The sequence below is a fragment of the Cognatiluteimonas profundi genome (assembly GCF_009792795.1).
Lineage (GTDB): Bacteria > Pseudomonadota > Gammaproteobacteria > Xanthomonadales > Xanthomonadaceae > Cognatiluteimonas > Cognatiluteimonas profundi.
Window position 1 is genome coordinate 1 of the sequence record NZ_VKHQ01000005.1, and the last position, 17790, is coordinate 17790.

At 67.7% G+C, this 17790-nt stretch carries 20 protein-coding genes and 4 tRNA genes; 8 read left to right on the forward strand and 16 right to left on the reverse strand.

The window, feature by feature from the left end; translation table 11 throughout:
- The 12 genes from GST15_RS09905 to GST15_RS09960 all read right to left on the reverse strand — a co-directional run.
- Positions 1–184 (reverse strand): GTP-binding protein (locus GST15_RS09905; protein WP_233263147.1); only part of this gene is annotated, 184 nt, incomplete at its 3' end.
- Positions 185–256: 72 nt separating this feature from the next.
- Positions 257–332: transfer RNA gene (locus GST15_RS09910), tRNA-Thr, on the reverse strand.
- Positions 333–364: 32 nt separating this feature from the next.
- Positions 365–438: transfer RNA gene (locus GST15_RS09915), tRNA-Gly, on the reverse strand.
- 31 nt (positions 439–469) lie between these two features.
- A tRNA-Tyr gene (locus GST15_RS09920) sits at positions 470–555 on the reverse strand.
- A gap of 123 nt (positions 556–678) precedes the next feature.
- Positions 679–1770 carry a redox-regulated ATPase YchF gene (ychF, locus tag GST15_RS09925; protein WP_159017151.1) on the reverse strand — a complete coding sequence of 364 codons (1092 nt, stop codon included), beginning with the start codon at positions 1768–1770 and terminating at the stop codon, positions 679–681.
- Positions 1771–1839: 69 nt separating this feature from the next.
- Complete coding sequence (gene pth, locus GST15_RS09930; RefSeq protein ID WP_159017152.1) at positions 1840–2421, reverse strand: aminoacyl-tRNA hydrolase; 582 nt, start codon at positions 2419–2421, stop codon at positions 1840–1842.
- Positions 2422–2480: 59 nt separating this feature from the next.
- A complete protein-coding gene (locus tag GST15_RS09935; protein WP_159017153.1) occupies positions 2481–3143 on the reverse strand; it encodes a 50S ribosomal protein L25/general stress protein Ctc in 663 nt (220 codons plus the stop codon).
- A gap of 101 nt (positions 3144–3244) precedes the next feature.
- On the reverse strand, positions 3245–4204 hold the full coding sequence (locus tag GST15_RS09940; protein WP_159017154.1) for a ribose-phosphate diphosphokinase: 960 nt from the start codon (positions 4202–4204) through the stop codon (positions 3245–3247).
- A gap of 60 nt (positions 4205–4264) precedes the next feature.
- Positions 4265–4341: transfer RNA gene (locus GST15_RS09945), tRNA-Gln, on the reverse strand.
- Between the two features lie 9 nt (positions 4342–4350).
- Positions 4351–5229 carry a 4-(cytidine 5'-diphospho)-2-C-methyl-D-erythritol kinase gene (ispE, locus tag GST15_RS09950; protein ID WP_425482243.1) on the reverse strand — a complete coding sequence of 293 codons (879 nt, stop codon included), beginning with the start codon at positions 5227–5229 and terminating at the stop codon, positions 4351–4353.
- A gap of 8 nt (positions 5230–5237) precedes the next feature.
- Positions 5238–5873: a lipoprotein insertase outer membrane protein LolB gene (gene lolB, locus GST15_RS09955; RefSeq protein ID WP_159017155.1), complete on the reverse strand. Its 636-nt coding sequence runs from the start codon at positions 5871–5873 to the stop codon at positions 5238–5240.
- Positions 5870–7558 (reverse strand): tetratricopeptide repeat protein, encoded by a 1689-nt coding sequence (locus tag GST15_RS09960; protein WP_159017156.1) that lies wholly within the window; start codon positions 7556–7558, stop codon positions 5870–5872. Before GST15_RS09960 ends, lolB begins: the two co-directional genes overlap by 4 nt.
- A gap of 131 nt (positions 7559–7689) precedes the next feature.
- On the opposite strand from GST15_RS09960, the gene hemA reads away from it, so the two are divergent.
- Genes hemA through ppk2 form a run of 5 tightly spaced genes read left to right on the forward strand, consistent with a single transcriptional unit; the run spans position 7690 to position 11867 of the window.
- Positions 7690–8970 (forward strand): glutamyl-tRNA reductase, encoded by a 1281-nt coding sequence (gene hemA, locus GST15_RS09965; protein ID WP_159017502.1) that lies wholly within the window; start codon positions 7690–7692, stop codon positions 8968–8970.
- On the forward strand, positions 8967–10052 hold the full coding sequence (gene prfA, locus GST15_RS09970; RefSeq protein WP_159017157.1) for a peptide chain release factor 1: 1086 nt from the start codon (positions 8967–8969) through the stop codon (positions 10050–10052). The genes hemA and prfA overlap by 4 nt, the downstream gene beginning before the upstream one ends.
- A complete protein-coding gene (locus GST15_RS09975; protein ID WP_159017158.1) occupies positions 10049–10513 on the forward strand; it encodes a GNAT family N-acetyltransferase in 465 nt (154 codons plus the stop codon). Before prfA ends, GST15_RS09975 begins: the two co-directional genes overlap by 4 nt.
- 48 nt (positions 10514–10561) lie before the next feature.
- The gene (gene moaB, locus GST15_RS09980) at positions 10562–11083 is read left to right on the forward strand and encodes a molybdenum cofactor biosynthesis protein B (RefSeq protein WP_159017159.1); all 522 of its coding nucleotides are present in this window, start codon (positions 10562–10564) and stop codon (positions 11081–11083) included.
- A 7-nt stretch (positions 11084–11090) separates the two neighbouring features.
- Positions 11091–11867, forward strand: a complete 777-nt coding sequence (gene ppk2 / locus GST15_RS09985) for a polyphosphate kinase 2 (protein WP_159017160.1) — start codon at positions 11091–11093, stop codon at positions 11865–11867.
- Between the two features lie 12 nt (positions 11868–11879).
- On the opposite strand, the gene GST15_RS09990 is transcribed toward ppk2, so the two are convergent.
- Genes GST15_RS09990 through GST15_RS10000 form a run of 3 tightly spaced genes read right to left on the reverse strand, consistent with a single transcriptional unit; the run spans position 11880 to position 14042 of the window.
- Positions 11880–12161, reverse strand: a complete 282-nt coding sequence (locus GST15_RS09990; RefSeq protein ID WP_159017161.1) for an acylphosphatase — start codon at positions 12159–12161, stop codon at positions 11880–11882.
- A gap of 7 nt (positions 12162–12168) precedes the next feature.
- Complete coding sequence (locus GST15_RS09995) at positions 12169–12756, reverse strand: TlpA family protein disulfide reductase (RefSeq protein WP_159017162.1); 588 nt, start codon at positions 12754–12756, stop codon at positions 12169–12171.
- Positions 12753–14042, reverse strand: coding sequence for a YihY family inner membrane protein (locus GST15_RS10000; RefSeq protein ID WP_159017163.1), 1290 nt, complete (start codon positions 14040–14042; stop codon positions 12753–12755). Before GST15_RS10000 ends, GST15_RS09995 begins: the two co-directional genes overlap by 4 nt.
- Before the next feature lie 121 nt (positions 14043–14163).
- On the opposite strand from GST15_RS10000, the gene wrbA reads away from it, so the two are divergent.
- From wrbA to GST15_RS10015, 3 genes are read left to right on the forward strand one after another with little or no spacing between them, the layout of a single operon-like run.
- Complete coding sequence (gene wrbA / locus GST15_RS10005) at positions 14164–14757, forward strand: NAD(P)H:quinone oxidoreductase (protein WP_159017164.1); 594 nt, start codon at positions 14164–14166, stop codon at positions 14755–14757.
- Positions 14751–15086, forward strand: a complete 336-nt coding sequence (locus GST15_RS10010) for a DUF2069 domain-containing protein (RefSeq protein WP_159017503.1) — start codon at positions 14751–14753, stop codon at positions 15084–15086. Before wrbA ends, GST15_RS10010 begins: the two co-directional genes overlap by 7 nt.
- A 47-nt stretch (positions 15087–15133) precedes the next feature.
- Positions 15134–15619, forward strand: a complete 486-nt coding sequence (locus GST15_RS10015; protein WP_159017165.1) for an asparaginase domain-containing protein — start codon at positions 15134–15136, stop codon at positions 15617–15619.
- A 34-nt stretch (positions 15620–15653) separates the two neighbouring features.
- On the opposite strand, the gene GST15_RS10020 is transcribed toward GST15_RS10015, so the two are convergent.
- Positions 15654–17753, reverse strand: coding sequence for a TonB-dependent receptor (locus tag GST15_RS10020; RefSeq protein ID WP_159017166.1), 2100 nt, complete (start codon positions 17751–17753; stop codon positions 15654–15656).
- Positions 17754–17790 lie beyond the last annotated feature (37 nt).

Consider the following 17790-nt stretch of genomic DNA (forward strand, 5'->3'; position numbering starts at 1 on the left):
TGGTGTACCGCCTCTCCCCACACGGCGCCCTTCCGATCTGGTCGTACGCCTTGAACTCACCACCAAAACGCTCCGCTCCGATCTTCGTCAGCGCCGCCGTCAGCGTCGTCTTGCCGTGATCCACGTGACCGATCGTGCCCACGTTCACGTGGGGCTTGGTGCGCTCGAATTTACCCTTTGCCATGGCGGTGTCTCGGTTTGCGTGAGGTTGCGGAAGTGGGACTGGCGATTGCTGCAGCGTTGGATGGCCTGGAACTGGTGCTCACGAATGGAATCGAACCATCGACCTCCTCCTTACCAAGGAGGTGCTCTACCGACTGAGCTACGTGAGCGATTTGTTGCAGTGGCCCCGGCAGGGAAGCAATGGAGCGGAAGGCGGGAATCGAACCCGCGTAATCAGTTTGGAAAACTGATGTTCTACCATTGAACTACTCCCGCGCCGGGATCACTCGTTGTTGTCTGGCTTATCTGGTGGAGGGAGGTGGATTCGAACCACCGAAGGCGTAAGCCAGCAGATTTACAGTCTGCCCCCGTTGGCCGCTTGGGTATCCCTCCGGTGACAATGCCTTGGAACGTGAAACAGCCAGCGATTTTGACTTGCGCGGGAATTGATGTCAACGCCGGGTGGGCGGATGCAGCCCGCCGACGGCGGCCGAGAGCCCTGTCGCCGGCGCGGGGTCAGACGTTGAAACGGAAATGCAGGACGTCGCCTTCCTGAACGCGGTACTCCTTGCCTTCCAGTCGCAACCGACCCGCATCACGGGCGCCCGATTCGCCGCGGTAACGGATGAAGTCCTCGTAACCGATCGTCTCGGCCCGGATGAAGCCCTTCTCGAAATCGGTATGGATGACCGCCGCCGCCTGTGGCGCGGTCGAGCCGCCCTTGACCGTCCAGGCCCGGACTTCCTTCACGCCGGCGGTGAAATAGGTCTGCAGGCCAAGCAGCTTGTAGGCCGCCCGGATGACCCGGTTCAGCCCCGGCTCCGCCAGGCCCAGATCGGCCAGGAATGCATCCCGGTCCTCGTCATCGAGCTGGCTGAGCTCCTCCTCGATGGCCGCCGAGACCGGCACGACTTCCGCGCCCTCGGTCGCGGCCCGGGCGCGGACGGCGTCCAGGTGCGGGTTGTTCTCGAAGCCGTCCTCCAGCACGTTGGCCACGTACATCACCGGCTTGAGGGTCAGCAGGAAGAGGTCGCGCACGGCCGCCTTGTCCTCCTCCGACAGGCCCATCGCCCGGGCCGCGGTGCCGGTATTCAGGGCCGCGCTGATCCGGCCCAGCACTTCGGCGCGGATCTTCGCTTCCTTGTCGCCGGTCTTGGCGGAACGTTCGGCCCGCTGCAGGGCGCGATCGACGCTGTCCAGGTCGGCCAGGGCCAGCTCGGTATCGATCGTGTCGATGTCGGCCAGCGGGTCGACCTTGTTGTTGACGTGGATGACGTCGGGATTCTCGAAGCAGCGCACCACATGGGTGATGGCATCCACCTCGCGGATATGGGCCAGGAACTTGTTGCCCAGCCCCTCCCCGCTCGCGGCACCCGCGACCAGGCCGGCGATATCGACGAACTCGACCGCGGTCGGAATGAGCTTCTGCGGCTTGACGATCTCGGCCAGTGCATTCAGGCGCGGGTCCGGGACCGGAACCACGCCCACGTTGGGCTCGATCGTGCAGAAGGGGAAATTCGCGGCAGCGATGCCCGCCTTGGTCAGCGCGTTGAAGAGGGTCGACTTGCCGACGTTGGGCAGGCCGACGATGCCGCATTTGATGCCCATGGGGCCTTGACTCCAGCTTTGCGCGACTCCAGCCGGAGCCGCGCGTGATTAGGCCTGCTTCCTCGGAAGTCAGGGTTGCGGCGTGTGCAGCCGCTTCATCGCCTCGTTGAAATCGCCCGAGACAGCCAGCGGCAGCACGTCGATCGCCGCGTCGATGGCGCGGCCGATCAGGATGTCGTCGGCGGCGCTGGGGCGTCCCAGCACCCAGGGCGTCACCTTGTCCTTGTGGCCCGGATGCCCGATGCCGATCCGCAGGCGATGGAACTGCCCGTGGCCGAGCAGGCGCATGGTGTCGCGAAGGCCGTTCTGGCCGCCGTGGCCGCCATCGAATTTCAGCCGCGCGGTACCTGGCGGCAGATCGAGGTCGTCATGCGCCAGCAGCGCCTCGTCCGGCTCGATCTTCCAGTAACGCAGCGCGGCGACGACGGACTTGCCACTGAGGTTCATGAAAGTCGCCGGCTTCAACAGCCAGACGGTCCTTCCCGCAATCTCGACCCGCGCGGTCTCGCCGAACAGCTTGGACTCCAGCCCGAAGCGGACCCCGGCCTGCGCAGCCAGTTCGTCCACAAAACGGAACCCGGCGTTGTGCCGGGTCCGTGCGTGCTCAGGCCCGGGATTCCCGAGCCCGATGAGAAGTCGCAATCCGGCCATTGCTGCCGATGCAGCGCGGTCGGACGCACCCGCTCCAGCGGGCGCGCCCGGACCGGCGCTTACTTCTCGTCCTTCTTCGCCGGCTTGGCGGCCGCTGCCGGCGCCTCGACGGGCTCTTCGGCTTCAGCCGTTTCCTCGGCCTCGACGCGACCATGCTTGGCCACGACCACCGCGACGTCGTGTTCCTTGCCGAGCTTCAACTCGGGGATCTCGATGCCGGCAGGCAGCTTGATCTGCGACAGGTGGATGATGTCGCCAACGACCATCTGCGACAGGTCGACCTCGATGAACTCCGGCAGGTCCCTGGGCAGGCAGCTGACGGCGACTTCGTTGAGCTCGTGGGTGACGACGACATCGGCCATCTTGCCGGCCGGCGACACGTCGACGTTGATGAAGTGCAGCGGCACCGAGACGCGGATCGCCTCGTTCTCGCTCACGCGCTGGAAATCCAGGTGCATGATCTGCTGCTTGTACGGGTGGCGCTGCATGTCACGCAGCAGCACGCGCTCGGTGGTGCCGTCGATGTCCAGCGACAGGATCGACGAATAGAACCACTCGCTCTGGCTGATGACCCAGGTCTTCTCGTGCGCCAGCTGGATGCTCTTCGGCTCGGCGTGACCGCCGTAGACGATGGCCGGGATCTGACCGGCATGACGCAGGCGGCGGCTCGCACCTTTCCCCTCGTCCTTGCGGCCAGTGGCCTTGATGGAATGATCGGACATGTTGTGTTTCTCGCTGTGTTGCAATGAACCGCCTCGCGGCGGCAGGTTCACTCACCCGCGACCAGGTGAGCGTTGGACGTCAGTGGCCCGATCGACTGGATTCAGTCGACATAGAGCGAACTGACGGATTCACCGAATGCGATCCGGCGAATGGTTTCGGCCAGCAGCTCGGCGACGCTGAGCTGCCGGATCTTCCTGCAACCGCGCGCGGCGTCCGACAGGGGAATCGTGTCGGTCACCACCAGCTCGTCGAGCTGGGAGCGGCTGATGTTCTCGATCGCCGCGCCCGACAGCACGGGATGCGTGCAGTAGGCGACGACCTTGATGGCGCCGGCTTCCTTGAGCGCGGCGGAGGCCGCGCACAACGTACCGGCGGTATCGACGATGTCGTCGACCAGGACGCAGATCCGGCCGCTGACGTCGCCGATGATGTTCATCACCGTGGCCACGTTGGCCTTCGGCCGGCGTTTGTCGATGATCGCGAGGTCGGCGTCGTCCAGGCGCTTGGCGATCGCGCGCGCGCGCACCACGCCGCCCACGTCCGGCGACACCACGATCAGGTTGTCGGTGCCGTACGCGCGCCAGATGTCGGCCAGCAGCAGCGGCGAGGCATAGACGTTGTCGACCGGGATGTCGAAGAAGCCCTGGATCTGGTCGGCGTGCAGGTCCACCGTCAGCACCCGGTCGGTGTCGACGGTGGAGAACATCTGCGCGGCGACTTTCGCCGTGATCGGCACGCGCGCCGAACGCGGGCGCCGATCCTGTCGCGCATAACCGAAATACGGCACGACCGCGGTGACGCTGGACACCGATGCGCGCTTGAGCGCGTCGATCAGCACCAGCAACTCGACCAGGTTCTCCGCGCTCGGCGCGCAGGTCGGCTGCATCACGAACACTTCCTGGCGACGGACGTTTTCCTCGATCTCGACCTGGACTTCGCCGTCGGAAAACCGGCCGACCTGGGCCTTGCCCAGGCGGATGCCGAGTTCCTTGCATACCGCTTCGGCCAGTGGCCGGTTGGCATTGCCGGTGAACACCAGCAGGTTGCGATCCTCTTGCACCGTCTTCTCCGAACTCTGGGGCGAATCGCCTGCGAATCCTGCTGTCTCAACAACCCGAACTGGCAGGGGCGGCAGGATTCGAACCTGCGAATGCCAGGATCAAAACCTGGTGCCTTGGGCCACTTGGCGACGCCCCTGCATTGGATCTACGCATTCCTGCCTGACACCGCCCCGCTCCATGCATCCATTGCCACGTGCAACGGCGACCTGGCCGCTCCTTCCGCCATCCATGCATGCAAGTCCGGGGGTAACGCAGCGAGTCCGGCCTGGGCGGCGGCCCGCTCGTCGAACTCGACGAAACAGCCGCTGCCGCTTCCGGTCAGGCGGGGCGAACCGATCCTTTCCAGCACCCGGAATGCAGCGTCGATGGCCGGCTCGCAAGCCCGCAGCACCGGCTCGAATGCATTGCCCAGCGTGGCGCCCGAAACGAAGTCCGCCATTGTCGCGGGCACGGCATCCCGCGTCAATTCAGGGGCTTGGAACATCCTGGCGGTCGGGACGTGGACGCCGGGGTCCACCAGCACGTACCAGGCGGGCGGCAGGCGAAGCGGAACCAACTGCTCGCCGACCCCCTCGGCCCAGGCGTTGCGGCCGCGCACGAAGACCGGGACATCGGCCCCCAGCGCCAGGCCCAGCGTCGCCAGCGCATCCTCGTCCAGACCCGCGCCCCAGAGCAGGTTCAGTGCCGACAGGACGGTTGCGGCATCGGAAGAGCCGCCACCGAACCCGGCGCCGGCCGGGATGCACTTTTCGACGACGATGTCCGCTCCTTGCTGCACATTCGCCGCTCTTTGCAGCAACAGTGCAGCGCGAACGGCGAGATCGTCGGCGGGGGCGACGCCAGCCACGGACTGCCCAACGCGGATGATGCGGCCGTCGTCACGCAGCCGCAGGCGAATCCGGTCGCCCCAGTCGAGCAGCCGGAAGACGGTCTGCAGGTCGTGGTAGCCATCCGGCCTGCGCCCGGTGATCCGCAGGAACAGGTTGAGCTTGGCGGGGGCCGGCCATTCGCTCCAGCCCGACAGCTCGACGCTCACGATCCGCCGCTGCCGTCCTGCCACTGGTCGACCACCAGGCGGACGCGGGCGTCGCCCTGGCTGGCCTCCACCCGTGCCGGCAGATCGATCCCGAGGGCGGGCTGCGACTGCCAGCCACTGTATTCAATGGTCCAGCCGCCTTGCTGCAGGCGTGCCAGATGGCCGTCGGCGCCGAATTGCAGCTCGCCCGGCGGCAGGCTGCGGTCGACTGACCCGCGAACCCACGACGCCAACGCCCCGACCGGAATGACCCAGCCGGTGGCGTCGCGCAACAAGGCTTCGGGATCGCTGCCCTCGCGCGGACCCGCGGCGAGGCCTTCGAGCTTCGCGGAAGCGGCATCGCCGGTCATCCGCCAGCTCTGGCGGGTGATGGGGGCGCTCAGGGACACCACGTATTGCGGGCCGTCCTGCCGCCATTCCACCCGACCGCTCCCGCCGTTCTGTCCGTTGGTCAGGGCCACGCGACCCTGCAGCGCCCACTGCGGATGGGCGAGCAATACCGCGTCGCGGGCGTGCTGCATCTGCTCGGCCAGCGCCGCCGGCACGGCAGGACCCTTCCGGACCGGCTGCCCGACGCAGGCGGCCAGCAGCACCAGTCCGGCTGCAGCGGCCAGTCGAAGGACGCGGGTCATGCGCCGGTCCTTTGCAGCGCGCGCAGCAACGATCGATTGTCCGGCTCCAGCTTGCGGGCCTCGTCGAAATACCTGCGCGCCTCGTCCTTGTTGCCCATCACCCACAGCACCTCGCCCAGGTGGGCTGCGATTTCCGGATCCTTCTGCAGTGCGAATGCGCGCCGCAATTCGACCACGGCCTCGGTGGCGCGCCCCAGGCGGAACAGCACCCATCCGTAACTGTCGATGATCGCGGCGTTGTCGGGCTCGGCCACGCGCGCACGGTCGATGAGCTCCAGTGCCTCGGTGTAGCGCGTGGTGCGATCGGCAAGGGTGTAGCCGAGGGCGTTCAAGGCCGCGACATTGTCCGGATCCGTCGCCAGCACCTTGCGCAGGTCGGCCTCGGCGTGGGCGATGTCGTCGCGCCGCTCCCAGCTCAGCGAGCGCGAGTACAGCAGCGCGCTGTCGTCGGGGAAGGCCGCAAGCCCACGCGCGAAGGCGTCCAGCTCACCGGCATCGTCCTTGTCCTTCTGCCGCAGGTCCGCCTCCATCAGGTAGGCGTCGCGCCTGGCGTCTTCGTCCTCGGCCGCGTCGGTCTGCATGGCGCGCAGGTCGGCGTAGGCCTCGGGTCCGCGCTTGAGTTCGCGCAGGACGCCGGCCGCGCGCAACCTGGCCTGCGCACGCTGTGGTCCGCCGGGAACGCTGCGATACCAGCCCAGCGCCTCGTCCATGCGCTTGAGGAATTCGGCGGTCTGGCCGAGCAGCAGGCGACGCTGGGGATCCGGATCGCTCGACTCCTGCTTCAACTGCGCATACAGCGCCTGCAGGGCTGCGGTGTCTTCGGCCTTGGCCAGCAATGATGCCCGCAACGCATAGCTCTGGTTGTCCTGCGGCCCGCGAGCCAGGACGCTGGCCGCCATTGTCGGGTCGCCCAGCGCGTCATACTCGGCGGCAACCGCAAGCCGCAGATCCGCGACCTGGCGGGTGTCCTTCTCCAGGCCAGCGAGCACCTGCTTCGCCTCGTCGGTCTTGCCTGCCTCGCGCAACTGGCTCGCATGCAACAGCGCCACGCGCGGCTCATTGGGGAACCGGGCGACGACCTGATCGATGATGCGTGCGGCCAGCGGTGGCTGTTCCAGCTTCTGCGCCAGCCCGCCGAAGGCCAGCCAGGCCTGCAGGATGTTGGGTATCGCCCGGGCATCGACGAGTTGCTCGAGGACCGTCGCCGCCGTCGCTGGATCCTTGGACCCGCCGGCGAGCGCGGCGATGGCGTATCGCCAGCCATCGGCATTCCTGTCGCGCAACAGCGCTTGCAGTTGCGTCCGTGCCGCGGCGGCGTCGCGCCGATTCAGGGACAAGGTCGCCTCCGCCGCGCGCATTGCCAGCGACCCCGGCGCGCGCTGGCGCCACAGGGCCAGCGCTTCGCCCGCGCGGACGTCGTCACCCGTCAGCAACGCCAGGCGGGTCGCGCGTTCGGCCAGCCCGGCATCGCCCGCCGATGCCCGCGCAGCGTCCAGGTACCAGCGCGTGGCCTCGTCCAGCTTGCCGGCCTGCAGCGCGAACTCGCCCGCCATCGTGGCGGCCACCGGATCGGGGCCGCGCGCAGGCCTGGTCGCCGCATGGGCCGGCGTGCCGGCACACAAGGCGGCGATGCACAGGGCGGGGAGAAACCAAGGGACGAAAAATGAACGCAACACGACGGGCATCGGACGCAACCGGGCCGTAAAATGGCGGCCCATTGCGTTGGAAGCTTAGCGCAAGAGCTGTAAGCGGCCGTCCCGTTCGGCGCCGCCACAGGCTTCCCGATGCAACCGCCATGGAGCACGCCGCCATCCCGATGACCCTGCTCGCGCTGGGTATCAACCACCAGACCGCGCCGGTCAGCCTGCGTGAACGCGTTGCCTTTGCCGACGACAGGTTGCCGTGGGCCTTGTCGACCCTGCGATCGCTGCCTTCCGTGTCCGAGGTCGCGGTGCTGTCGACCTGCAACCGCACCGAGCTCTACGCGGTGACCGACGACGAGGGTCGCGCGCTCGGCCAATGGCTGGCCAGCCATCCCGGCGATGCCAGCGGGCTGGAGTCCTATTTCTACTGGCACTACGACGCCAATGCCGTGCGCCACCTGTTCCGGGTCGCGACCGGACTGGATTCGCTGGTGCTGGGCGAGCCGCAGATCCTCGGCCAGGTGAAACACGCCTGGGCCGCGGCGCGGGCCGCCGGCACGATGGGTACGCAACTGGATCGACTGTTCCAGCAGTCCTTCGTCACCGCCAAGCGGGCCCGGACCGACACCCGCATCGGCGCCAATCCTGTATCCGTTGCATCGGCGGCCGTCCGGCTGGCGCAACGCACGTTCGCGCGACCGGAAGACGCCTCCGTGCTGCTGGTCGGCGCGGGGGAAACCATCGAACTGGTCGCCCGCCACCTCGCCCAGGCGCAGGTGAAGCGCCTGCTGGTCGCCAACCGCACGCTCGCCCACGCGCAGGAACTCGCCAGCCGGCATGGCGGCATGGCATTGCCGCTTGCCGACATCGATCGCCACCTGGCCGACGTGGACATCGTGTTCTGCGCCACGGCCAGTCGCGAACCGATCCTGCAGCGCGCGCAGGTCGCCGCCGCCCTCGCCCAGCGTCGACACCGGCCGATGCTGCTGCTCGACCTGGCAGTGCCGCGCGACATCGCCGCCGACGTCGCCACGCTGAAGGACGTGTTCCTGTACACGGTCGACGACCTCGAGCGCGCGGTCGAAGACAACCGTCGCAGTCGACGCGAGGCCGCCGATGCCGCCGAGGCGATCGTCGAACTGCAGGTGTCGCGATTCATCGAGACACTCGCCGCCAGCACGCGGACCGCGCCACTCAGGCGGCTGCGCGCGCACGCCGATTGCGCACGCGTCGACGTGCTGGCGAAGGCGCGGCAGCAACTGGCCAACGGGCAGGATCCGCAGGCCGTGCTGGAGTTCCTCGCCCATACGCTGACCAACCGGCTGCTGCATGCGCCGACCATCGCGCTGCGCGAGGCGGCGCTCACCGGCGATACGGACCTGGCGCGCGCCACCGCCCGGATGTTCCCCGCCATGGGCGATCCGCACGATCCGGCCGACGACAGCGACGCATGAATCCCAGCCTGCGTCGCAAACTGGAAGCGCTGCTCGAGCGGCGCGACGAACTCGAGCGCCTGCTTGCCGATCCCGGTGTCGTGGCCGACAACGAGCGCTTCCGCAACCTGTCGCGCGAGTTCTCGCAGCTGCAGCCGGTCGCCAACGGACTGGCCGCTGAAGATCGCGTGCGCCGCGACCTGGCCGCTGCCGAATCCATGCTCGACGATCCGGAACTGCATGCACTGGCCGAGGAAGACATCCGCGCCGGCAAGGCCCTGCTGGAGCAGCTCGACTCGGAATTGATGTCGCACCTGGTCCCGCGCGACGTGCGCGACGAAGGCAACGTGTACCTCGAAGTGCGCGCTGGCACCGGCGGCGACGAGGCCGCGATCTTCGCCGGCGACCTGTTCCGCATGTACACGCGCTATGCCGAGCGCCAGGGCTGGAAGGTCGAAGTCGAATCGGCCAGCCCCGGCGAGCACGGCGGCTACAAGGAAATCGTCGCGCGCATCGAAGGCCGCGGCGCGTACTCCCGCCTGAAATTCGAATCCGGCACGCATCGCGTGCAGCGCGTGCCGGAAACCGAATCGCAGGGCCGCATCCACACCTCCGCGGCGACCGTGGCCATCTTCGCCGAGGACACCGGCACCCTGGCGATCGAGATCAATCCGGCCGACCTGAAGATCGACACGTTCCGCTCGTCCGGCGCTGGCGGACAGCACGTCAACAAGACCGAATCGGCGATCCGCATCACGCACGTCCCAAGCGGCGTGGTCGTCGAATCGCAGACCGAGCGCAGCCAGCACGCCAATCGCGACAAGGCGATGAAGCGGCTGCAATCGATGCTGGTCGAAGCCGAGATCGCCAGGCGTGATGCCGCGCAGGCCCGGGACCGCAAGTTGCAGGTCGGCAGCGGCGATCGCAGCCAGCGCATCCGCACGTACAACTTCCCGCAGGGTCGCATCACCGATCACCGCGTCGAGGGACTGACGCTGTACGACCTTCCCAACGTGCTCGAAGGCAACCTGGATCCGCTGGTGGAGCGGCTCACCCGCGAGCACCAGGCCGACGAACTCGCGCGGCTGGCGGAGGCGTCATGAGCATCGCCATCCGCCGTGTCGCGCTGGACGACGTGGGCGACGTGGTTCCGCTGTTCGATGCCTACCGGCAGTTCTATGGCCAGCCATCCGACGCGCAACGCGCGCGCGATTGGCTCGGTGAGCGCCTGCAGCGCGATGAGTCCGTGATCCTCGTGGCGCTGAATGACGGTGCGCCTTGCGGCTTCGTGCAGCTGTACCGGATGTTTTCGTCGGTGCGCACGGCTCGCCTGTGGATCCTCAACGATCTCTATGTCGCGGCGGATGCGCGGCGCAAGGGCGTGGCGCGGATGCTGCTGGACGCAGCCGCGCAGTTCGCGCGCGACGACGGTGCCGCCGCGATCATGCTGGAGACCGGGCGCGGCAACGCCCCGGCGCGCGCCTTGTATCGCGCGGCCGGCTGGCACGAGGACGACAGCCAGTGGTATTCATTGCCGCTGTGCCAGGCTCCGCCGGACGCCTAGGCCATTGCGGCATCGTCCACGGCGATACTCGAACCATCCAGGAGCGTGATGTCTTCCAGCGACGCCAACTTCGTGCCATTGCGCCTGTGCGTGCTGACGGTGTCCGACTCGCGCACGCTGGCCGACGACACGTCCGGCGATTACCTCGCCGCCGCGCTCACCGATGCCGGACACCAGCTGCACGAGCGCGCGTTGCTCCCCGACGAGCGCTATCGCCTGCGCGCATTGGTATCGCAATGGATCGCCGACGACCGTGTCGACGGCATCCTGGTCACCGGCGGCACCGGCTTCACCGGCCGCGACTCCACGCCCGAAGCGCTGTTGCCGCTGCTCGACAAGCAGATGCCGGGCTTCGGGGAAATCTTCCGCGCGATCTCCTTTGCCGAGATCGGCTCGTCGTCGCTGCAGTCGCGCGCCTTCGCCGGGCTCGCGAATGGCACGTTCCTGTTCGCCCTGCCGGGCTCGACGTCCGCCTGCCGCACCGCGTGGGAATCGATCCTGCGCCTGCAACTCGATGCCCGGACCCGTCCGTGCAACCTGGCGCTGCTGCGCCCACGCCTGCACGAGTGAACCCACGTTGAAACGACTCAAGCGCAAGCAATACGACAAACTGCTGGAGCCGCTGCAGCTCGAACTGGCGGCGATGGCGCGATGGGTCCGCGTGACCGGGCAGCGCGTGGTCATCCTCTTCGAGGGTCGCGATACCGCCGGCAAGGGCGGCGCGATCAACGCCATCCGCGAACACCTCAATCCGCGCCAGTGCCGCATCGCCGCGCTGCCGACACCGGCCGAGCGCGAAAAGACCGAGTGGTATTTCCAGCGCTATGTCGCCCATCTCCCGGCCGCGGGCGAAATCACGCTGTTCGATCGCAGCTGGTACAACCGCGCCGGCGTCGAGAGGATCATGGGATTCGCGAGCCAGGCGCAGGTCGATGCGTTCCTGCGCCATGCGCCGCTGTTCGAGAAGCAACTGGTCGACGACGGCATCCTGTTGTTCAAGTACTGGCTGAGCTGCGACCAGGCCCAGCAGGAAGAGCGCTTCGCCGAGCGGCTGGACGATCCACTCAAGCGCTGGAAGCTCTCGCCCATCGATCTCGCGGCGCGCATGCATTACGCCGACTACACCCGCGCGCGCGACGAGATGCTGCAGGCGACGCATACGGACGCCGCGCCATGGACGCTGGTCGACTTCAACGACCAGAAACGCGGGCGGCTGACCCTGATCCAGGACCTGCTGAAGCGCCTGCCCGACACCAGCGTCCCGGAACAGCCCCTCGACTACCCACCGCTGGCAGGCGAACCGAAGACAGAACATTTCAGCGTGCTGAAGCCCATCCTGGATTTCGACGACTAGCCATCGCTGCGATCAGCGGACGTGGAATGCATCCGCGTCGATCGATCCGGCAGGAATCGCGGCCGGCTGTCGCTCCACCGCATCGACCCGCGCCATCGGCGGCCCGCGGCGCAGCCAGTGTTCAAGCTGGTCCAGCGCGTCCTCGCTGCCGCAGGCCAGCACCTCGACACAGCCGTCCGGCAGGTTGCGTGCATGACCGTTCAAGTGCAGGCGTCGCGCCTGCTGCTGCGTGCTGGCACGGAAGCAGACGCCCTGCACCTTGCCGACGACGATGAAGCGGGCCGCGGCGTCCATGTCGCGATCAGGCCGGCTTCGGCCCGCCGGCGGCGGCGATCGCGGCATCGATGTCCCTGGCCGTCACCGGACCCAGGAATTGTTTTGCCACCTTGCCGTCGGGCGCGATGAGGTAGGTCATCGGCAAACCGCGTGGCGACGCGAAGTCGGGCGGTGGCGCATACACATCGATGATGGCGATCGGGTAGACGACCGGGTGCGTCTTCAGGAAGGTGGTCATCTCCGCCGGCTTGATGTCCTCATAGGCAAGGCCGATGACTTCGATGTACTCGCGCATCGCGTCCAGCGCGGAGAGTTCCGGCATTTCCTTCAGGCACGGGCCACACCAGGTCGCCCAGAAATTGACCACGACCCACTTGCCGCGATGCGCAGCCAGGTCGTACTGCGCGCCGTCCAGCGTCTTGACCTTCAGCGACGGAATCGCCGGACTGGCAGCCTGGGCGGGCCCCGGCGGCGTGGTGGGTGCAGTTGCCGGCGCGGAACTTGCCGGCGCAGCCGGTGCCATGGCCGGTTGCGGGGCTTGCACCGGTTGGGGCGCATTGCGATTGCAGCCGGCGAGCAGCAGGGCGGCACAGGTCAGGGCGAAGCGTTTCATGCAGGTTCCGGCGGGAGGTTGTCGTAGATGGTGGCCACGCGGCGTTTCAGCAGGTCGCGCAACGGCAGGCGCAACTGGTCGAGCTCGGCAATCGCGGCGGCGCCCAGCGCGTCGTCGCGGCAGGGAAGTCGGGCCTCGGCAACCGGGATGCGCAACCGGCATGCCTCATAGAGATCGGACATCGTCAGGCTGTCGAGGTCGCGCGCCAGCAGCCATTCGCCGGTTTCCGCCCGCTTAAGGACGTCGATCGCACACAGTTCCGCCAGCATCTGCTGCACCAGCTCGTCGGTCAGCATCGGCTCGAGTTGCTGGATCTCCACGCTGTGCAGCCCCCTGCCAGTCTGCCGGCGTTCGGCGAAACGGCCAAGCATGCGCAGCAGTCCGTAGATCTCGTAACCCTCCGGCAAGCGCACCGAAACGGGCTGGTAGCGGAAGGCAGCCAGCGATGCGGCCGACGACGCGCCGAACAGGATCGAGACCCAGCCAAAGAACACCCACAGCAGGAAGACCGGGACGAACGCCAGCGGGCCGTAGATCTTCTGGTAGGAACCGAAGTTGCCCAGGTACAGGCCCAGGCCCCACTTCACCAGTTCGAACATCAACACCGACAGCAACGCGCCCACGAATGCATGGCGCCACTTCACGGTCCGATGCGGGACGACACGGAAGATGCCGGCGAAGGCCGCCAGTTCGATCAACATCGGCGCCAGCCACAACATCACCGATTCCAGCGCGCGACCGACCCCGGTGGAGAACACCGACAGCGCGAAGAATCGCGCCGACAGGGCCAGGCTGGCTGCCGCGACCAGCGCACCGAGGGTCAGCACGGTCCAGTACACCAGGAAGCGACTGAACTTCGGACGCGCGGTCTTGACCCGCCAGATGCGGTTGAACGTGGCCTCCACGCTGGTCAGGGTGATCAGCAGCGAGATCACCAGCGCGATGACGCCGATCGTGGTCAGCTTGCCGGTGTTGGCGGAAAACTGGCGGAGATAGGTTTCCACCGCGCGTGCCGAGCTCGGCACGAAGTTGGAGAAGATGTAGTCGCTGAGCTGGTTGCTCCACTGACTGAAGACCGGGAACGCGGACAGCACCCCGAACACCACCATCGACAGCGGCACCAGCGCGAAGACCGTTGTGAAGGACAGCGCGCCAGCCGATTCGAACAGGCGGTCATCGAGGAAGCGTCGCCCGACGAACCGAAAAAACGAATGCGCGCGGGCCCGGTCGCGCAGACGGTTCGACAGGTGGTCGCGAAGGCGCGCGAAGGGGTTGGTGGTCTCCATCGCCGAAGCGTAACCGAAGCCGTGTCAGCGGCGAGCGGCAGCGGTTGCTGGCGCGTCCCACGGCACCCGCCGTCCTGCGGCCGCCACATCCCCTATCCTTGCGCGGGGACAGGAGCGCTCAATGGCCGAAATTCTGGTGTTGTATTACAGCCGCGGTGGTTCAGTGGCGAGGTTGGCGCGGCACATCGCGCGCGGCGTCGGCGAGGTCGACGGCATGCGCGCGCGCGTGCGGACCGTGCCGCCGGTTGCCGCCACCACGCTCGTGGCGACGCCGCCGGTACCCGACGAGGGCGCGCCCTACGTGGAGCGCGCGGACCTGGCCGAGTGCGCCGGCCTGCTGCTTGGCAGCCCGACCCGCTTCGGCAACATGGCCGCCCCGCTCAAGCATTTCATCGATGGATTGGGCGCGGAGTGGACCAGTGGCACGCTGGTGGGCAAGCCGGCGGGAGTCTTCACGTCGACGGCGACCATGCATGGCGGCCAGGAAGCGACGCTGCTGTCGATGATGATTCCCCTGCTCCATCACGGCTGCGTGGTGGCGGGAATTCCCTATACCGAGCCGTTGCTGAGCACAACCAGGGGTGGCGGCACACCCTACGGCGCGAGCCACGTCGCCGGGACGCGCGACGACATCGAGCCCACCGACGACGAAGCCGCGCTCGCACGGGTGCTGGGCCGCCGCATCGCTGCCCTCGCCGCGAGGCTGGCATCGTGACGCGCGCACGCAAGGTGCTCGCGGTCGCGCTGCTCGCGCTGGCCGCCTTGTACGCGCTGTGGTTCGGGCAACAGGCGCAGTGGGTCGCGGTGGTCGTGTTCGCCATGCCGCCGCTGGCGTTCGGCATCGCGTTGCTGCGCCACGCCGGCGCGCGGACCGCGTTCTGGGCCGGCGTGCTGGCGCTGCTGTGGTTCTCGCACGGGGTCATGGTGGCGTGGACGCGGCCGCCGGAACGCGCCCATGCGCTCGCGGCGATCGCGCTGTCGCTGGTGATCGTGTTCGCGGCGAGCATCCCGGGCTTGCGCGCGCGCTTCTCCAGGAAGCGCTGATCGCCGCCGGTATACTTCCAGCCCATTTGATTGCACGGACAACCACGATGGACGAGCTTCTTGTCGTCACCACCGGCGGCACCATCGACAAGGTGTATTTCGACGACAAGTCCGACTACCAGGTCGGCGAGCCGCAGATCGGGCGCATCCTCGAGGAACTGGGCGTCGCGTTCCGCTTTCGCGTGATCCCGATCCTGCGCAAGGATTCGCTGCACATCGACGCCGCCGACCGCGAGCTGCTGCGCGCGACGATCGCATCCCAGGATGCACGCCACGTGCTGGTGACGCACGGCACCGACACCATGGTCGACACCGCGCACGTGCTCGCGAGCATTCCCGACAAGGTCATCGTGTTGACCGGCGCGCTGAATCCGGCGCGGTTCCGCGGCTCGGACGCGGAATTCAACATCGGCACCGCGGTGGGTGCCGTGCAGTCACTGCCGGCCGGTGTCTACATCGCCATGAACGGCCGGGTCTGGGATCCGGCGCGGGTCCGCAAGAACGTCGCCGCGAACCGCTTCGAGGCGATCTGACGGCAGCATGTCCTGACGGCCCCGCGCCGCCTGGTCAGGATCCGAAGTCGTAACGCACGCTCGCCCAGACCGCACGCGCGGGCAGGCGGTAGTACTGCGATTCGCCGAGTTCGCTTTCCGCGATCGGATCGCGCCGATTACTCAGATTGGTGCCGTCCAGTCGCACTTCCCATTGTCCACGGCGATAGCCGATGCCCGCGTCCACGGTGGTGTAGGCCGGGGCAGTCGCGGTGTTGCGCTTGGTGAGATAGCGCGATCCGATCCGGCCGACCGTCGCATACGCCAGGAATCCCTCCGCAGGCGCGAACATCAACCCGAGGCTGCCGACCTGCGCCGGCGACAGCTCCAGGTGCTTGCCATCGAGTTGCGTCGGCGTGCCGTCGAACAACTGCACGTAATCTGTAAAGCGCGCGTCGTGGTAGGCCCAGGTGCCGATCGCACTGAAGCCATCCGCCAGTTGCAGGTGGACTTCGGCCTCGGCACCCTTGAAGTGCTCGTTGCCGGCGTTGGTCAGTCCCGGCAAGCCGCCGACGTCCTGGGTGACGACGAGGTTGCGGAAGTCCATCGCGAACATCGAGACATCCCACTGCAGCCGTCCATCGAGATGCTGGCCGCGCATGCCCAGTTCGCGACTGCGCGCGGTCTCGGGCTGGAGGATGTCGGACTCGGCTTCCGGGCCGAAATCGATTGCCGCCGGCTTGAAGCTGTCGCGATAGTTCGCATAGGCGGTGATGTAATCGCAGCCGTCCTGCCACAGGCGGTAGCTGGTGCCAAGCGCATTGGACCAGCGATGATCCGTGCGGTGCCGCGTTTCCCGATCCCCCACGACCGGTGTCGGCCCGGTGAGATCGGTCTCCTGGCCACTGCGGGTCTCCCGCGTGCTGTTGTATCGAAGGCCCGCGTCGATCCGCCAGGCATCGGTGATCCGGTAATCCAGCGACGCATACACTCCGCTGAAGTCGCGGCGATCCTCGAGTTGCGTGCGCTCGTCGATGTGCAGGCCGCGCCAGTCCGGCGCATTGGCGCCGTCCGGACGCACGGCATACTCGAAGTTCGCGCTGCGCTGCTCGCCCTGTCCATGCATGTGGTCGGCACCCCAGACCAACGTCAGTGCGTCGCCGAGCGTGCTCGCCACGTGCGTATCGAAGTACACCTCGCGGGTATGGCGATCCTGCTGGTAGCCATCGGCATTGACCGTGGTGCCATCGTCCGCGAAGCCCGGGCGCAGGAAGCCCCGCACCGTGCGGCCCCGGTTGCTGGCGTAGGCGAGTTTCGTGCTCCATTGGCCAAGACCGGTCTGCAGGACATAGCCGAGCGAGAGTTGTCCGCGATCCTCGTCCTGTCGCGCGCCGCCTGGATTGTCATTGGCGTCCAGCGGCACGCGATCGGACAATGCGGCGCCTTCGCGCGGATGCGGGCTGACCGGCTGCTGCTTGACCTGCGATGCATCGAGGTCGACGGTGAAGTCACCGCCGCCGAGCGTCGTCGCACCGCGATACAGCGCGTGCGATCGCGACCAGCCGGAGCGGTCGGCGGAAAGCCCCTGGTGCTCGCCGTCGAGGAACAGCGATTGCTCCCAGCGGTCGCCGGGGGACGACAGCGGCATCGCCAGTGCGGCGCGCGCGCTGCCGCGGCTGCCAACACCGAGTTCCACGGTCGCGTTGCCCTGGCCCGCCGCCCGGTGCAGCACGTGGATCACGCCGACGAAGCTGGTGGCGCCGTAGCTCACCGGCGCGGCGCCCTTGACGACTTCGATCCGCTCCACGTTATTGAGGTTGAGGGTCGCCAGTGCGGGAGTGAATGCGCCGCCCCACGGCACGCCATCGACGACGAGCAGGAATGCGTCGAATTCGCGCAGGCCCCACAGCGCCGGCACCGATCCGGCCGGACCGCTGTCGCCGCCGGGCGCGATATCGACACCCGCCACCAGCGACAGGGCCGTGCGCAGGTCGGTCGCGCCGCGCGCGCGCAGGTCGGCGCCGCTGACCACGGTGACGGTGGCCGTCGAATCCCGCAGGTTGACCGGGATCTTGGCACTGGTGACCTCGACGGTTTCCAGCTCCACGGCGTCCTGCGCCCAGGCGGGAGCCGCGGCCGCGACCAGCAGGGAACACAGGATGACGCGCGTGGGCATGGATCGGGAATGCGTGGATGGCACGATTGGGTCTCCG

What these genes read in the sequence shown, in the direction of transcription:
- ychF (WP_159017151.1), bottom strand. Translation starts at nt 1,770, where the DNA reads ATGGGCATCAAATGCGGCATCGTCGGCCTGCCCAACGTCGGCAAGTCG.
- pth (WP_159017152.1), bottom strand. Translation starts at nt 2,421, where the DNA reads ATGGCCGGATTGCGACTTCTCATCGGGCTCGGGAATCCCGGGCCTGAG.
- GST15_RS09935 (WP_159017153.1), bottom strand. Translation starts at nt 3,143, where the DNA reads ATGTCCGATCATTCCATCAAGGCCACTGGCCGCAAGGACGAGGGGAAA.
- lolB (WP_159017155.1), bottom strand. Translation starts at nt 5,873, where the DNA reads ATGACCCGCGTCCTTCGACTGGCCGCTGCAGCCGGACTGGTGCTGCTG.
- GST15_RS09960 (WP_159017156.1), bottom strand. Translation starts at nt 7,558, where the DNA reads ATGCCCGTCGTGTTGCGTTCATTTTTCGTCCCTTGGTTTCTCCCCGCC.
- hemA (WP_159017502.1), top strand. Translation starts at nt 7,690, where the DNA reads ATGACCCTGCTCGCGCTGGGTATCAACCACCAGACCGCGCCGGTCAGC.
- prfA (WP_159017157.1), top strand. Translation starts at nt 8,967, where the DNA reads ATGAATCCCAGCCTGCGTCGCAAACTGGAAGCGCTGCTCGAGCGGCGC.
- GST15_RS09975 (WP_159017158.1), top strand. Translation starts at nt 10,049, where the DNA reads ATGAGCATCGCCATCCGCCGTGTCGCGCTGGACGACGTGGGCGACGTG.
- moaB (WP_159017159.1), top strand. Translation starts at nt 10,562, where the DNA reads ATGTCTTCCAGCGACGCCAACTTCGTGCCATTGCGCCTGTGCGTGCTG.
- GST15_RS09990 (WP_159017161.1), bottom strand. Translation starts at nt 12,161, where the DNA reads ATGGACGCCGCGGCCCGCTTCATCGTCGTCGGCAAGGTGCAGGGCGTC.
- GST15_RS09995 (WP_159017162.1), bottom strand. Translation starts at nt 12,756, where the DNA reads ATGAAACGCTTCGCCCTGACCTGTGCCGCCCTGCTGCTCGCCGGCTGC.
- GST15_RS10000 (WP_159017163.1), bottom strand. Translation starts at nt 14,042, where the DNA reads ATGGAGACCACCAACCCCTTCGCGCGCCTTCGCGACCACCTGTCGAAC.
- wrbA (WP_159017164.1), top strand. Translation starts at nt 14,164, where the DNA reads ATGGCCGAAATTCTGGTGTTGTATTACAGCCGCGGTGGTTCAGTGGCG.
- GST15_RS10015 (WP_159017165.1), top strand. Translation starts at nt 15,134, where the DNA reads ATGGACGAGCTTCTTGTCGTCACCACCGGCGGCACCATCGACAAGGTG.
- GST15_RS10020 (WP_159017166.1), bottom strand. Translation starts at nt 17,753, where the DNA reads ATGCCCACGCGCGTCATCCTGTGTTCCCTGCTGGTCGCGGCCGCGGCT.